At 71.1% G+C, this 13,261-nt stretch carries 14 protein-coding genes; 3 read left to right on the top strand and 11 right to left on the bottom strand.

Annotated features, from left to right (window positions below; genetic code table 11):
- Positions 1–7: 7 nt before the first annotated feature.
- The 5 genes from purL to ACFSZT_RS05010 form a co-directional block, all read right to left on the bottom strand.
- Entirely contained in the window at positions 8–2,308 is a 2,301-nt protein-coding gene (gene purL / locus ACFSZT_RS05030) for a phosphoribosylformylglycinamidine synthase subunit PurL (protein WP_377396214.1), read from the bottom strand.
- A gap of 38 nt (positions 2,309–2,346) precedes the next feature.
- Positions 2,347–3,036 carry a phosphoribosylformylglycinamidine synthase subunit PurQ gene (purQ, locus tag ACFSZT_RS05025; RefSeq protein ID WP_377396211.1) on the bottom strand — a complete coding sequence of 230 codons (690 nt, stop codon included), beginning with the start codon at positions 3,034–3,036 and terminating at the stop codon, positions 2,347–2,349.
- Positions 3,033–3,272 carry a phosphoribosylformylglycinamidine synthase subunit PurS gene (gene purS, locus ACFSZT_RS05020; protein ID WP_377396208.1) on the bottom strand — a complete coding sequence of 80 codons (240 nt, stop codon included), beginning with the start codon at positions 3,270–3,272 and terminating at the stop codon, positions 3,033–3,035. The genes purQ and purS overlap by 4 nt, the downstream gene beginning before the upstream one ends.
- A gap of 58 nt (positions 3,273–3,330) precedes the next feature.
- Positions 3,331–4,041, bottom strand: a complete 711-nt coding sequence (locus tag ACFSZT_RS05015; protein WP_377396205.1) for a hypothetical protein — start codon at positions 4,039–4,041, stop codon at positions 3,331–3,333.
- 128 nt (positions 4,042–4,169) lie between these two features.
- Positions 4,170–5,639, bottom strand: a complete 1,470-nt coding sequence (locus ACFSZT_RS05010) for an aldehyde dehydrogenase family protein (protein WP_377396202.1) — start codon at positions 5,637–5,639, stop codon at positions 4,170–4,172.
- Positions 5,640–5,700: 61 nt separating this feature from the next.
- Between ACFSZT_RS05010 and ACFSZT_RS05005 the strand changes: the two genes are divergently transcribed.
- Entirely contained in the window at positions 5,701–6,336 is a 636-nt protein-coding gene (locus ACFSZT_RS05005) for an MBL fold metallo-hydrolase (RefSeq protein WP_377396199.1), read from the top strand.
- On the opposite strand, the gene ACFSZT_RS05000 is transcribed toward ACFSZT_RS05005, so the two are convergent.
- The 6 genes from ACFSZT_RS05000 to ACFSZT_RS04975 form a co-directional block, all read right to left on the bottom strand.
- On the bottom strand, positions 6,299–6,979 hold the full coding sequence (locus tag ACFSZT_RS05000) for a DUF2334 domain-containing protein (RefSeq protein ID WP_377396196.1): 681 nt from the start codon (positions 6,977–6,979) through the stop codon (positions 6,299–6,301). The genes ACFSZT_RS05005 and ACFSZT_RS05000 overlap by 38 nt on opposite strands.
- A 67-nt stretch (positions 6,980–7,046) precedes the next feature.
- Entirely contained in the window at positions 7,047–7,967 is a 921-nt protein-coding gene (locus ACFSZT_RS04995) for a sulfite exporter TauE/SafE family protein (protein WP_377396193.1), read from the bottom strand.
- A 66-nt stretch (positions 7,968–8,033) separates the two neighbouring features.
- Entirely contained in the window at positions 8,034–8,117 is an 84-nt protein-coding gene (locus ACFSZT_RS04990; protein WP_377396357.1) for a putative leader peptide, read from the bottom strand.
- A gap of 48 nt (positions 8,118–8,165) precedes the next feature.
- Positions 8,166–9,593, bottom strand: a complete 1,428-nt coding sequence (gene purB, locus ACFSZT_RS04985) for an adenylosuccinate lyase (protein WP_377396190.1) — start codon at positions 9,591–9,593, stop codon at positions 8,166–8,168.
- Between the two features lie 27 nt (positions 9,594–9,620).
- Positions 9,621–10,226: a TetR/AcrR family transcriptional regulator gene (locus tag ACFSZT_RS04980; RefSeq protein WP_377396187.1), complete on the bottom strand. Its 606-nt coding sequence runs from the start codon at positions 10,224–10,226 to the stop codon at positions 9,621–9,623.
- A 689-nt stretch (positions 10,227–10,915) separates the two neighbouring features.
- The gene (locus ACFSZT_RS04975) at positions 10,916–11,425 is read right to left on the bottom strand and encodes a SigE family RNA polymerase sigma factor (RefSeq protein ID WP_377396181.1); all 510 of its coding nucleotides are present in this window, start codon (positions 11,423–11,425) and stop codon (positions 10,916–10,918) included.
- A 136-nt stretch (positions 11,426–11,561) separates the two neighbouring features.
- Between ACFSZT_RS04975 and ACFSZT_RS04970 the strand changes: the two genes are divergently transcribed.
- Together ACFSZT_RS04970 and ACFSZT_RS04965 are read left to right on the top strand one after the other, a co-directional pair.
- Complete coding sequence (locus ACFSZT_RS04970; protein WP_377396178.1) at positions 11,562–12,593, top strand: threonine aldolase family protein; 1,032 nt, start codon at positions 11,562–11,564, stop codon at positions 12,591–12,593.
- Positions 12,590–13,171: an HAD family hydrolase gene (locus ACFSZT_RS04965; RefSeq protein WP_377396175.1), complete on the top strand. Its 582-nt coding sequence runs from the start codon at positions 12,590–12,592 to the stop codon at positions 13,169–13,171. Before ACFSZT_RS04970 ends, ACFSZT_RS04965 begins: the two co-directional genes overlap by 4 nt.
- Positions 13,172–13,261: the final 90 nt, after the last annotated feature.

Below are 13,261 nucleotides of genomic sequence, written 5' to 3'. Positions count from 1 at the left end.
GACGGCGTCAGCCGAACAGAGCCGGCAGGGTGCCTTCCCACGCCTCGCGGAGCTCGTCGAGACCAAACGTCGCGACGTCCTGGATCTCCAGCGCCCCCGACTCGGGGTCGACGACGCCCGTCTTGCGCCACGGCAGGCCACGCGCACTGCACATCTCGGTGAACCGCAGCTCCTCGGTGCGCGGCACGGCCACCAGCACGCGGCCCGCGGACTCGGAGAACAGCTGCACGAACGGGTCGGCGTCCGGGTCGAGGATGACGCGCGCGCCGCACTGGCCGATGAGGGCCATCTCGACGATCGCCTGCGCGAACCCGCCGTCGGAGAGGTCGTGCGCGGCCGAGATCATGCCGTCGCGCGACCCGGCCACCAGGATCTCGGCGAGCAGCCGCTCCCTGGCGAGGTCGACCTTCGGCGGGAGCCCGCCAAGGTGACCGTGGATGACGTGCGCCCAGGCCGAACCGCCGAATTCGTCGTGTGTCTCGCCGAGCAGCAGCAGGCTCTCGCCGGCCTCGGCGCCGATCCCGGTCGGGATACGCCGCCGCACGTCGTCGATGACACCCAGCACGCCCACGACGGGCGTCGGCAGGATCGCGGTGTCGCCGGTCTGGTTGTAGAAGCTGACGTTGCCGCCGGTCACCGGGATGCCGAGCTCGGCGCAGCCGTCGGCGAGCCCGTGCACGGCACGCTCGAACTGCCACATGACACCGGGGTCGCGCGGCGAGCCGAAGTTGAGGCAGTTGGTGACCGCGAGCGGCTGGGCCCCGCCCGCGGCGACGTTGCGGTACGCCTCGGCGAGCGCCAGCTGCGTCCCGGCGTAGGGGTCGAGGTAGACGAACCGGCTGTTGCAGTCGGTCGAGACGGCGACGCCGCGTCCGGTCGACTCGTCGATGCGGATCATGCCGGAGTCGGCGGGCTGGGCGAGCACGGTGTTGCCGCGCACGTACCGGTCGTACTGCTGCGTGACCCATTCCTTCGACGCCAGGTTCGGCGAGGAGACCAGGCGCAGCAGGGTGTCGCGCAATTCGTCCGGAGTGGACGGACGAGGCAGGGAGTCGGGGGTGTTCGCCTGGACGTCGTCCTGCTTGGCGGGCCGGGCGTACGGCCGGTCGTACACCGGTCCCTGGTGGGCGACGGTGCGCGGCGGCACGTCGACCACCGTCTCGCCCCGCCAGGTGATGACCAGGTGGTCGCCGTCGGTGACCTCACCGATCTCCGTCGCGATGACGTCCCACTTGCGGCACACCTCCATGAAGGCGTCCACATCGGACGGCGCGACGACCGCGCACATCCGCTCCTGCGACTCGCTGGAGAGAATCTCGGCAGGCGTCATCCCCTTGGCCCGCAACGGAACCCGGTCGAGGTCGATGTACATGCCGCCGTCACCGGCGGCCGCGAGCTCGGACGTCGCACACGACAGCCCAGCGCCGCCGAGGTCCTGGATGCCGACCACGAGCTTCTTGGCGAACAGCTCCAGGCAGCACTCGATGAGCACCTTCTCGGTGAACGGGTCGCCCACCTGCACGCTCGGCAGCTTCTTGCGCCCGCCCGACGTCTCGTCGCCGGAGAAGGTGTCGCTGGCCAGCACGGAGACGCCGCCGATGCCGTCGAGCCCGGTCCGCGCGCCGAACAGAATGATCTTGTTGCCCGCGCCCGACGCGTGCGCCAGGTGCAGGTCCTCGGCACGCATGGCGCCGACGCACATGGCGTTGACGAGCGGATTGCCCGCGTAGCTCTCGTCGAACACCACCTCGCCGCCGATGTTGGGCAGGCCGAGGCAGTTGCCGTAGCCGGCGATACCGGCCACCACTCCGGGCAGCACACGCTTGGTGTCGGGGGCGTCGGCGGGGCCGAAACGCAGCGGGTCGGCCACCGCCAGCGGCCGGGCACCCATCGCGAGGATGTCACGCACGATGCCGCCGACGCCCGTCGCGGCGCCCTGGTAGGGCTCCACGTAGGACGGATGGTTGTGGCTCTCGACCTTGAACGTCACGGCCCAGCCGTCACCGATGTCGACGACCCCCGCGTTCTCCCCGATCCCGGCGAGCATCTTCTCGCGCATCTCGGGGGTGGTGGTCTTGCCGAAGTACGACAGGTGCTTCTTCGACGACTTGTACGAGCAGTGCTCGCTCCACATCACCGAGTACATGGCCAGTTCGGCCTCGGTGGGCCTGCGGCCGAGGATCTCGCGGATGCGGGCGTACTCGTCGTCGGCGAGGCCGAGTTCGAGATACGGCTGCGGGAGATCGGGCGTCTCCGCAGCGCGGGCGGTGGTGTCGATGACCGGGGTGCCGACGTGAGGTGCTGCCACGATTTTCCAGACTACTTATGGGCCTACTGGGGGACGGCTCAGGCGCTCGCCGCGAGCGGCTTGAGCGCGTCGATCGCGGAGAAGAACACACCCAGGCCGTCGTCGGACGGGCCGGTGAGCGCGTCGATGGCGTGCTCGGGGTGCGGCATGAGGCCCACGACCCGGCCGTTCTCGCTGCAGATGCCGGCGATGTCGTTGCGGGAACCGTTCGGGTTGCCGCCGACGTAGCGGAACACGACGCGGCCGTCGCCCTCCAGCCGTTCGATGGTGGCCTCGTCGGCCATGTAACCGCCCTCACCCGACTTCAGCGGGATGAGCACCTCGGCACCCTGCTCGTAACGCGTGCTCCACGCGGTGGTGTTGTTCTCGACCCGCAGCCACTGGTCACGGCACACGAAGTGCAGGCCGGCGTTGCGCACCAGCGCGCCCGGCAGCAGCCCGGCCTCGCAGAGGATCTGGAAGCCGTTGCAGATACCGAGCACCGGCATGCCGCCGCGGGCCGCCTCGACGACCGAGGTCATGACGGGCGCGAACCGGGCAATGGCGCCGCAGCGCAGGTAGTCGCCGTAGGAGAAGCCGCCCGGCACGACGACCGCGTCGACGCCCTTGAGATCGGCATCGGCGTGCCAGAGCGACACCGCTTCGGCGTCGGCGTAGGTGACGGCCCGGGCCGCGTCGACGTCGTCGAGCGTGCCGGGGAAGGTGATGACTCCGATGCGTGGACTCACGCGTCGATCCTCCGAATCGTCCAGTCCTCGATCACCGGGTTGGCCAGGAAGCCCTCGGCGATCTTGGCGAGGGTCTCGTCGTCGACCGAATCGTCGACTTCCAGCTCGAAGTGCTTGCCCTGACGCACCTCGGTGACACCGTGGAAGCCGAGCCGGGGCAGGGCGCCGGCGACAGCCTGACCTTGGGGGTCGAGGATCTCGGGTTTGGGCATGACGTCGACGACTACTCGGGCCACGACTGGCTGCTCCTAGAATTCGGCAGATTTCCGCAGGTCGATGCCCATTCAGCGTAGCTCAGGGGCCGAGAGGCCCCCGACACCCCTCGGCCCCGTCCGGTCGATACCGGTTCCTACGCCAGTAGGACGCGCACGTATTCCCGGAAGTTGCCCATTGCTGCCTGATTCGCCGGTTCGGCGGAAAGCGGTGACGGTGAGCAACCGCTGTCGTGCTACGTGACGAGTAGCCGTAACCGGAGGGGCCCATCGGCATGCCCATGAGCGGACGCGGCCGGTACCCGCGCATCGCCCTGCCCGTCGGCGGCAGGACCGCGACGACGGCCGGGATCAGCCACAACACCACCAGCACGAGCGGCATCACGATCATTTCTGTCGCATCGTTGGACAGGAAGTAGATCATCGCGCAGAAGTAGTAGACGACCGCCACGAAGCCCAGCGCGGCGCCGACCCACCGGGCGAAGCCGAGCCGGATGCACAGCAGCACCACGAACAGCAGCACCACCGAGAGGTAGGTGTAGCTCATCGAGACCGCGAAGTCGATGTTGCCGGTGACGTCGTCGCTGAACGTCACGGCGACCAGGGCGGAGAGCATGTGCATGTCGAACGTGCTCTCGACGCTGCCGTCGGTCGAGACGATCGCCGCGACGTAGGTGAGCACGACCGCGGGCAGGAACAGGGCAGCGCAGAGGTAGGCCGGCGCCGTGCTGGGCCTGCGCATCGGGACGCCGGGCGGGGCGAACTGACCTGCCGGCGGGTAGCTACCGGGCATGGCTCCGTACAGCGGCTGTGGATAACCGCCGGTAAACGGCTGGTTCAACGTGCCCCCTCACCGCGACACTGGACACCGTGTTTCCCAGCACACGACCAGCCGCGCAAGGTGCCGGCTCGGCGTGCGGGTCAGCCGCGGCCGTGCAGTTTCGCGATGAGCTTGCCGACCAACGCCTCGGTGGTCTTGGAGCGTGCGAAGGTCGTCAGGGCGATCGGCGCCGGGAACCGCTGGCGGGCGATGGCCTTGGGCCGGGCGAACTCGCGCAGGCCCTCCGGGCCGTGGATGCGCCCGAAACCGGAATCGCCGAGACCGCCGAAGGGCAGCGACGCGATCCCCGCGAACGACAATGGCGCGTTGATGGCCGTCTGCCCCGTCCGGAGCCGCCGCGCCAGCTCCATGCCGCGCTGCTTGGAGAACACCGTCGAGCCGAGGCCGTAGGTGGAGTCGTTGGCCTTCGCGACGGCCTCGTCCATGTCGGCGACCTTGGCGATGGTGACCGTCGGACCGAAGGTCTCCTCGCGCACGGCCGCGGAGTCCTCCGGCACGTCGACGAGCACGGTCGGCTCGACGAACCGGGCGCCGACGGCGTCCTTGCCGCCCAGGAGCGCCTTGCCACCCCGGGCGAGGGCGTCCTCGATGTGCCTGCGCACGACGTCGAGCTGCGCCGGCATGGTCATGGGGCCGTAGTCCCGGCCCGGCTCGACCCGGCGTGCCTTGTCGACCACCTTGGCGACGAACTCGTCGTAGACCCGCTGGTGGACGTACACCCGCTCGACACCGGCACAGGTCTGGCCGGCGTTGGAGAACGCGCCCCAGACGGTGGCGTCGGCGGCGGCGTCGAGGTCGGCGTCCTCGTCGACCAGGAGCGGGTCCTTGCCGCCGGCCTCGATGACCACGGGCGTGAGCGTCTCGGCGGCGGCGGCCATCACCTTCTTGCCGGTGGCGGCCGAGCCGGTGAAAGCGATCTTGTCGACACCCGCGCGGGTCAGCGCGGCGCCAGTCTCGCCCAGCCCGGTGACGAGTTGCAGCACGGGCCGCTCCGGCACGGCCTCGGCGAAGGTGTCGACCAGCCACTTCCCGACACCCGGGGTGTACTCGCTGGGCTTGAACACCACCGCGTTACCGGCGGCGAGCGCGTAGCTGACCGAGCCCAGTGGCGTGTAGACCGGGTAGTTCCAGGGCCCGATGACGCCGATCACGCCGAGCGGGTGGTACTCGACGCTGGCCGCCTGGTTCGACAACAGCAGGCCCGGCATCCGGCGCCGCGGGCCGAGTACTTTGCGGGCGTTCTTGGCCGCCCAGGCGAGGTGCTCGATGGCGAGGACGACCTCGAGCTGGGCGTCTCCGGCGGGCTTGCCGGTCTCCTCGCCGACCACGGCGCACAGCTCGGACATCCGGCGCGCGATGGCCGCCCGCCACCGGCCCAGCCGCTCGGCACGCCCGGCGAAGCCGAGCGAGGCCCACCAGTCGGCTGCCTCCTTCGCCCGCGCGACCGCCGCCTCCACCTGCTCCGCCGAGTGCACGGCGTACGTGCCGACGACCGCGTCCGTCGCCGGGTTCAGTGAGTCGAACGTCGCCGGAGCGTGCACAGTGGTCATGGCCACAGAGTACGACGGCTCACAGCTTACTGGCAATGTGCCAACTAGGAGGCTCCGAACCATGCACATCGCCCACTACGGACACGCCTGCGTGCTGATCGAGACGGAGCGCGCCCGCATCCTGATCGACCCCGGCGCCTTCTCGGCCGGGTTCGAGTCGCTGCGTGACCTCGACGCGGTGTTCATCACGCACCAGCACTTCGACCACATCGACACCGAGAAACTGCCCGCGCTGCTGGCCGCCAATCCCGGCGCGCAGCTCGTCACCGACCCGGGTTCGCGCGAGACCGTGGAGAAGGCGGGGCTCGACTCGCGCACCGTGCAGCCCGGAGACGCGTTCGAGGTCGGGGGCAGCGCGGTGCACGTCGTAGGCGGGCAGCACGCCACGATCCACACCGACATCCCGGTGGTCCCGAACGTCGGCTTCGTCATCGACCACGGCGCCTTCTACCACCCCGGCGACTCGTTCTTCGTGCCCGACCAGGAGATCGACGTGCTCGGGCTGCCCACCGCCGCGCCGTGGCTGAAGGCGGGCGAGGCCGTCGACTACCTGCGGGCGGTGGCACCGCGGCTGGCCGTGCCGATCCACGAGGCCGTGCTCGCCAACCCCGCCATGCACTACGGCCTGTTCACCAACCTCGCCCCGGACGGCACCGAGGTCAGGGTGCTGCCGCGAGGCGAGCAGGCGAAGCTGTGAGGTAGGTGCGGCCGCAGGCGCCGTGCTCGAGCGCCACGTCGACGGCGTCCAGGAACGCCTGCCTGCGCCCCGGCCGGCCGAGGTCGGAGGCGGCCACTCCGAGCCGCACCAAGCCGCCCCTGCGCGCGGCACGCGCCGCGCTCAGCACCAGCGCGAAACAGCGGACGGTCTCCGTGGCCTGGCGACACCCGGTGAAGCCGTGGACCCGGGAGCGGACGGCGACGTCGCGACGCAGGTCCCGCACCGCCGACTCCTCCGCGCACACCGTGAAACCGTGCTGGCGCAGCGCATCCCGGCCCTCGCGTGAGATGCGCCAGCGGGGCGGCGCGAAGGCGTCGGTGTGCAGTCCCTCGCGTTCCAGCGCGGCCGTGGCGGCGATGAGCCGGAGCCGTGCCTCGTGAGCCCGCAACGACGCGAACTCCGCGCGGACGCGGCGGTCGTAGCCGTGCAGGAGGACGGCGTCACCGCGACACACGCGGTCCCGCATCCACTCGGTGACGCGGCGGGAGCCGTCCCCGGCGCTGGGGGTGAACAGCATGGACAACGGCACGCCTCGGGCGTCGAGCTCGGCGGCCAGGTCGGCGCAGCGGTCCAGCGTCCGGGGTTCGACCCCGGACAACGAGACCAGCAGTGATGCGTCCACACCCCCATTAGGCGGGAGGCGGTTTACCTCGCGCGGGCATCGAGGTAAGGCGCGAGTGAAGCCTGGCTCACGAACGCTCGGCGCGCGCGGCCTCGCGGACCCCGTCCTCGCCGGCGAGCGCGTTGATCCGCTTCTCCTCCCGCATGGAGCGGATGGAGGTCACCAGTGCGGCGAGGATGAACACGACGAGCCCGACGTAGACGACGTTGATCGCCACCGTCGGGACCCCGAGGTTGCCGAGCAGCATCCAGGCGTTGGTCAGGATGATCATGCCGCCGGCGGCGGTGCCGAGCACCCTCGGCGGCATCCGGTGCGCCAGCCACGCACCGATCGGCGCCGCGATCACGCCGCCGACCAGCAGCCCCGCCACGACCAGCCAGTTCATGCCCTCGTGCGCCAGCGCGATCAGGAACGCCACGCTCGCGGCCACGGTCACCACGAACTCGGCCGCGCCCACCGACCCGACCACCTTCCGGGGCTCGAGCCTGCCGCTGGACAACAACGTCGTGGTGGCCACCGGCCCCCAGCCACCTCCACCACTGGCGTCCATGAAGCCCGCGACGAACCCGAGCGGTGCCAGGAACTTCGCGCCGGGGCGCTTGTCGGTGATGAGCTTGCCGAGCTTGAGGAACGCGAACCGGATCAGCACATAGAGCCCGAGCGCGAACAGGAACGCGCTGATCCACGCGCTCGCCGCCTCCATCGACAGCGACACCAGCACGAACGCGCCGACCACCGCACCGATGGCACCCGGCACGGCCAGGATGCCGACCGTGCGCCAGTCGATGTTGCGGAACTTCCAGTGCGACACACCCGAGGCGAGCGACGTTCCGACCTGCGCGAAGTGCGCCGACGCCGAGGCGATCGCCGGAGCCGTGCCCGCCGCGATGAGCACGGTCGTCGACGTCATGCCATAGCCCATGCCGAGGGTGCCGGACACCAGCTGAGCCAGGAATCCGGCCAATCCGAACAGCAGGAGCGCTTGCATGCCGACCTCAGAAGAAAGGGTTGCCAGGCGCGTCGAGCACGCCCATGGCTGGGACAGGGACTGGTGTCAGCGGCGACAGCACAGCGCGGAGTTGACTCTCAGCAGATCGACGTGCCTGCGCTGAACGAGCGCTACACCTCGACTGCCCACGTCGTCGATCGTGACAGACGCCCACGACGCGGTCCACCGGTTCCCACATCACAGGATCGGCGCCGGCTCGTAGCCCGCGGCCTCGGGGAACCGTTTCACGACCTCCTCCACGCGGGCGGCCACGGCCTCCACCTGGGCCGCCGCCGTGCCGGTGAACGAGAGCCGGTCGGCGAGCAGGCCGTCCAGGGCCTGCCGGTCCAGCGGCAGTCGCTCGTCGGCGGCGAGCCGGTCCAGCAGGTCGTTCTCGGCCTGCCCCTCCCGCATCGCGAGCGCGACGGCGACAGCGTTCTCCTTGATGGCCTCGTGCGCGGTCTCCCGGCCCACCCCGGCGCGCACGGAGGCCATGAGCACCTTCGTGGTCGCCAGGAACGGCAGGTAGCGGCGCAGCTCCCGGTCGACGACGGCCGGGAACGCGCCGAACTCGCGCAGGACCGTCAGGAACGTCTCGAGCAGGCCGTCGAGTGCGAAGAACGCGTCCGGCAGCGCCACCCGGCGGACGACGGAATCGGACACGTCGCCCTCGTTCCACTGGTCGCCCGCGAGCTCGCCCACCATCGAGAGATGCCCGCGCAGCACCACGGCCAACCCGTTGACGCGTTCGCACGAGCGGGTGTTCATCTTGTGCGGCATCGCCGACGACCCCACCTGACCGGGCTGGAAGCCCTCGGTGACCAGCTCGTGGCCCGCCATCAGGCGAATGGTCTTGGCCAGACTCGACGGCGCCGCGGCGACCTGCACCAGCGTGGAGAGCACGTCGAAGTCCAGTGACCGCGGGTAGACCTGGCCGACGCTGGTGAGCACGCGCTCGAAGCCGAGATGACCCGCCACGCGCGACTCCAGCTCGGTCAGGCGGTCCTGTCCACCCAGCAGGTCGAGCATGTCCTGTGCGGTGCCGACCGGGCCTTTGATGCCGCGCAGCGGGTAGCGCGCGACGAGCTCGTCCAGCCGCTCGAAGGCGACCAGCAGCTCGTCGGCGGCGGTCGCGAACCGCTTGCCGAGTGTCGTGGCCTGCGCGGCGACGTTGTGCGACCGGCCCGCCATGACCAGGCCGGCGTGCTCGGTGGCCAGCGTCGCCAGCCGTGCCAGCACGGCCACCACGCGCGTGCGGAGCAGCTCGAGCGAGCGGCGCACCTGCAGCTGCTCGACGTTCTCGGTGAGATCACGCGAGGTCATGCCCTTGTGCACGTGCTCGTGGCCGGCCAGGGCGTTGAACTCCTCGATCCGGGCCTTGACGTCGTGCCGGGTGACTCGCTCCCGCGCGGCGATGGAGCCGAGGTCCACCTCGTCCAGCACCCGCTCGTAGTCGGCGATCACGCCGTCGGGCACCTCGACGCCGAGTTCGTTCTGCGCCTTGAGCACGGCCAGCCACAGCTCACGCTCCAGCTTGACCTTGTGCTCCGGCGACCACAGTGCGACGAGCTCGGGCGAGGCGTACCGGCCTGCGAGCACATTCGGGATGCTGGGCTTGTCGGTCACGAGAGCCAGGCTAACCGGCGAGCCAGGTCACAGCCGCGCCGCAGGGCCCGAGGAGGACTGGGTGAGCGCCTCCCGCAGCATCCGGGCGGCCACGGCCCGGGGATCCGGATCCACCTCGATCAGGGCGTTGACCACCGCGCCGTCCACCACGGCGATGAGTTGCTCCAGGCGGCCCGCATCGATGTCGAACCCGGACTTGGCGAAGATCTCGGTGAGCAACTCCCGCAGCTCGGCGGCGAGCCGGCGCATCAGTGGACGCAGCGACGGCCTTCGCCCGGTCCCGACGAGCCGCTCGTACCGCAGCAGCACCGCGTCGTAGCCGGGGTCGGCACCCAGCAGCTGGTCGAGCACCAGCTCGACGAGGGTGTCCACCCCACGCTGCTGCGTGCTGAGCCGGGCGAGCTGCTCGCGGCCACGGGCCAGCTCCGAGCGGCCGTAGTACTCCATCGCGGCCTCGATGAGGTCGTCGAGCGAGTCGAAGTAGTACGTCGTGGAGGCCAAGGGCAGCCCGGCGCGGTCGGCCACGGCACGATGCCGGATCGCGTCGAACCCGCCCTCGACGAGCAGCTCGGCAGCGGCTTTGACGAGGGCGGCGCGCCGCCGTTCGCCCTTCGGCGTGCTCGCGGACGTCATGCCCGGCAAGTTTGCCACTCAGAAGCGGCCGGCAAGCACCGAGGCGATCCGGTCCAGATCCGCCGGGTGCGCCATCGTGACCGAACCGGTGACGGGCGTCCTGACGAGAACGAGGGTGCCGCCGCTGGCGGTCCGGCGCTCGACGATGCGGGAACCCTCGGGCTGTCGGGGCAGCTCGAGCGCGGTGCCGGGGGGGCGCGAGCACGGCCGTCACGATGGCGCCGTCCATCCGGAACGCGACCGAGCGCGCGTGCGCCGGGCAGACCTCGCCGGGTGAGGCGTCGGCGGCGGCGACCGGGAGCTCGCCAGCGAGGGCGGTGGCGAGCTCCCGGTCGACCTTGTCGCACCCGTGGGTGCTCTCCCCGTCCACCGAGCCGCCCTGCTTCGGTTCGGCCTCCGGGAAGTTCTGTGCGTTGGGGAGACGCCCCTCGGAGCCGCGGGGTTGCCCAGCGCTCGTCGATTCGTCCTTCCGCGCGGCAGTGACCGAGTCGCCCCCGCCGTCGTCGCCGAGCAGCACCCCGACTCCCGCGGCACCGCCCCCCAGCACGACCACGGCCGCGGCCACTCCGGCGACAAGGGCCCGGCGCCTCGCGGTGGCGCGGCGGGAGGCGGCGGTGACGTCGCCGACGTCGAACGCGGCGGGAGGCGGATCGCCGGGCGCGGCGCGGAACAACTCCTTCAGGTCGCGCTCATCCATGCGTCTCCACCTCCTCTCCGAGCACGTCGCGCAGGTTCGCCAGACCGCGGGCGGTCTGGCTCTTCACGTTGCCCACGCTGCAGCCCAGCACCTCCGCGACTCCGCTCACGTCCAGTCCTTCGAAGTACCGCAGGACCAGCACGGCGCGCTGCCGGGGCGGTACCCGGCGCAGGCCGGCGAGCAGGTCCTCCCTCGTGGCCACGCGATCGGCGAGCGGGGCGGAGAGCTCCTCGGGTTCGGGGAGCTGGTCGGACTGCCGTTCCCGCCGCCACGGCCGGCGCGACTCGTCGATGGCCGCCCGCACCAGCGTCGTGCGCACGTAGGCGTCGACGGCCCTGCGGTCGCGGATCTTGCGCCAGCGCCGGTGCAACGACACGAACGTGGTCTGGGCCAGGTCGTCCGCCCGATGCCAGTCGCCGCAGAGCATGTACGCGGTGCGGCGCACGGAGTCCCGCTTCGCGGCGAAGTACTCCGCGAACTCCTGCTCGTCGCGGTGATCCACGCGGTTGGTCTCCGGTCGGTTGTGTTGTCGTGCCCGTACAGACGGCGGTGCCCGGCTCCACGGTTGCACGTCTCGGCCGGCTTGTTCCCGGAGGGCCTTGTTCCCGTAGCGGTACGCGATGTGATGTGATCGAACCGTGACCTTCGCAGTTTCCCGACCGATCGACTTCCGCTCGGACACGATCACCACCCCGGACGGCGCGATGCGTTCGGCGATGGCCGCGGCGGAGGTCGGCGACAACGTCATCGACACCGACCCGACCATCGGTGAGCTCGAACGACGCACGGCAAGCACGCTGGGGATGGAGGCCGCGCTCTGGACGCCGAGCGGGACGATGGCGAACCTCATCGCCCTCTCCCTGCACCTGCGGCGCGGCGACCGGTTCCTCGCTCCCCGCAACGCGCACGTGCTGACCAACGAGCTCGGTTCCGCGGCGTGGCTGGCCGGCGGCATGCCCGACCCGCTGGAACACGACGGCGGCCCGGGCAGACCGTCGCCGCGCACGGTCCGCACGGCGGCGGGCACCCGCGAAGGCCCGTACTACACGCTCCGCACGACCCTGCTCTGCCTGGAGAACACGCACAACGCCGCCGGCGGCGCGATCACACCTCCGGACGAGCACGCGCAACTCGTGGCCGCCGCCCGGGACGTGGGCCTGAAGGTCCACCTCGACGGCGCCCGGCTGTGGAACGCCGCCGCCGCACTCGACCTGCCGCCTGCCGCGCTGACCGTGGGGGTGGATTCGGTGTCGGCGTGTTTCAGCAAGGGCCTGGGTGCCCCGGTCGGCTCGGTGCTCGCCGGGAGCGCGGAGTTCATCGAGCAGGCGAGGCGCATGCGGCAGATGCTCGGCGGCGGTGTCCGGCAAGGCGGGGTGCTGGCGGCGGCGTGCCTGCTCGCCCTCGACCGCGTGGGCGAGCTGGCGACCGACCACGCGAACGCCAAGACGCTGGCGACCGGGCTGGCCGAACTCGGCTGGGACGTCAGCGAGCCGCAGACCAACATCGTGCTGGCCGACGTCCCCGACGTGCAGCTGGCGCTGGAGCAGCTGCGCGGCATCGGAATCCTGGCGCTGCCAATGGCGGGGAAGGTGCGCTTCGTGCTGCACCGGAACGTCTCCGCCGACGACGTGGACGAGGCATTGCGACGGATCAAAGAGGGGGGCCGATGACGGACCACTGGGTGGTGTTCGACTACGGCGAGGTGCTCTGCTCGCGCACGACCGCGTTGCCGCGGCTGGCCGACCGGCTCGGGGTGTCGGCGTCGGCGTTCGAGCCCGCCTACTGGGCCCACCGCGACGCCTACGACCGGGGTGCGGGCGATCTGGCCTACTGGCAGGCGGTGGGCGACACGGTGGACGTCGACGTGGACGAGCCGCTGGCCCGGGAACTCACCGACCTCGACGTGCACGGCTGGTCGGAGGTCGACCCGGACGCGGTGGCACTGCTGGAGTCACTGGCCGAGGCGGGCGCCCGGCTGGCGCTGCTGTCCAACGCGCCGGTGTCGTTCGCGCGGCACGCCGAGCGGCAACCGTGGACGCGCCACTTCCGGCAACTGCTGTTCTCCGGCGACGTGCGGATGGCCAAGCCGGACGCGGCGATCTTCCAGCTGCTCTGCGAACGGCTCGGCGCCCGGCCGCAGGACTGCCTGTTCTTCGACGACCGGCCGGTGAACGTGGAAGGCGCCCGCGCGGCGGGGCTGCGCGCGGAGGTCTGGCACGGCGTCTCGACGGCGAAACAGGTGCTCTAGACAGGTTTCGCGGGACTTAGGACCTTGGGCGTGAGGCCGTTGGTCGCAATCCGCGCGCGGACGCTAACACCGCGCGGGGCTCCGGCGAAA

The sequence above is a fragment of the Prauserella oleivorans genome (genome assembly GCF_042685745.1).
GTDB classification, from domain to species: domain Bacteria; phylum Actinomycetota; class Actinomycetes; order Mycobacteriales; family Pseudonocardiaceae; genus Prauserella_A; species Prauserella_A oleivorans.
The sequence above is the reverse complement of the archived record's forward strand: the minus strand, read 5'-3'. Positions and strand labels throughout refer to the sequence as shown.

Excerpts from the sequence above, each read along its gene's own strand:
- ACFSZT_RS05015 (WP_377396205.1), bottom strand. The coding sequence starts at position 4,041 with ATGCCCGGTAGCTACCCGCCGGCAGGTCAGTTCGCCCCGCCCGGCGTC.
- ACFSZT_RS05010 (WP_377396202.1), bottom strand. The coding sequence starts at position 5,639 with ATGACCACTGTGCACGCTCCGGCGACGTTCGACTCACTGAACCCGGCG.
- ACFSZT_RS05005 (WP_377396199.1), top strand. The coding sequence starts at position 5,701 with ATGCACATCGCCCACTACGGACACGCCTGCGTGCTGATCGAGACGGAG.
- ACFSZT_RS04995 (WP_377396193.1), bottom strand. The coding sequence starts at position 7,967 with ATGCAAGCGCTCCTGCTGTTCGGATTGGCCGGATTCCTGGCTCAGCTG.
- ACFSZT_RS04980 (WP_377396187.1), bottom strand. The coding sequence starts at position 10,226 with ATGACGTCCGCGAGCACGCCGAAGGGCGAACGGCGGCGCGCCGCCCTC.
- ACFSZT_RS04965 (WP_377396175.1), top strand. The coding sequence starts at position 12,590 with ATGACGGACCACTGGGTGGTGTTCGACTACGGCGAGGTGCTCTGCTCG.